We start from the raw sequence: 1216 nt of genomic DNA, 5'->3' as shown, positions 1-1216 counted from the left end.
AAATTTATATTAAAGACACGAGAGTTATCATTTCAAGCTGTAGTCTTAGAAGGGAGAATAAAATCAATGCAGCCGTTACCCTTTCATTTTTCCGACCTGAAATGCTTTACTGGCAATTGGGATACATACAAGAATCCTACATTACTTTAAAACCCTATCGTTTTTTTTCTGAACACGAAACGATGTATTCGGATACCAAAGCATCGGTTAAAATGAATGATAAAAATAACGAATACCCTCAGTGGTCACAGCCTTGCAATTTTTCGAGATCTACTTTCATCGATAAATCTCCCACAACTTCCATTTACGACAAGGATGCAATGCCTGATTGTAATATCATCCCTTTGCATCTACCGGCAAACTCCATTATCCCCAGCGATGATCTGCAACCACAGGGAACGGAAATATCCACTGAATCCGTCGATAGCCATCAAGCAACATTAATCTCTGCGATTGATGAGCTTTGTGATTTATCTACCAACGGGAAAATACAAACTGCGGTAGTTTATGGTTTGCATACTGTTCCGCGGCAGTATAAAAAAACGATACTAACCAATTGGCTTAGTGCTATTAAAATGAATCAGGATCAGCTGGCGGATGCTCTCCCAGTGGTGGTGACCACCACGGTCAGCGCTTTCAGGGATAAAGATAGAGAGGGAGATGAATATATGGATGAAAGTGGAACGAGTTCGTTAAAAGAAATCGCGAGCACCACAGGCTTTACACTGATTGACTTTCGGGATCAGCAGGACTGGGCCTCTTTGATGGCCACGGGCAAGAGCCAATGGTTACTGTGTCTTATGCCCAGTTTGCCACGGCAAAGTTTCAATAAACTGGTGCAAAGCTCCCGGTTCCCGGTGTTAAGTGAAGGCGCCAATCTGACCTCGACCCTGTTGCAAAATGGCCAGGCCCATCTTTCTCTCCTTCCCTATGGAAATACGCCAGTGGCTCAGGACATGGGAGTGCCACTGGAGGCTTTAAAAGCCCTGGCCTTTTCCTGCAAGCTGCAGATGGAAAGAAAGGGTGCCGAGAATGAAGTCCTTAAAACATTGTCAAACTTTGTCAGGATAGGCCGCTATGCAGAGGCACTCTCTTATATTGACAAGATAAGGACCGAAGGCTTTGAAAATGGAGCATTGAGTTTTGTATGGGCAGACCCTCAACCATCGCCTTTGCATTTGAGGCCAGTCACCATTATGAGCCTGTTACATAAAGC

Annotated in this window: 1 protein-coding gene; it reads left to right on the top strand. The window is 44.2% G+C overall.

The window, feature by feature from the left end:
• Window positions 1–320 precede the first annotated feature (320 nt).
• Window positions 321–1216: hypothetical protein (locus KDK17_RS12630; RefSeq protein WP_257288209.1), on the top strand; the 896-nt coding region annotated here is incomplete at its 3' end.

Source organism: Endozoicomonas sp. SESOKO2 (genome assembly GCF_024606245.1).
Taxonomy (GTDB): Bacteria; Pseudomonadota; Gammaproteobacteria; order Pseudomonadales; family Endozoicomonadaceae; genus Endozoicomonas_A.
This window is presented reverse-complemented; position numbering and strand designations above follow the sequence as displayed.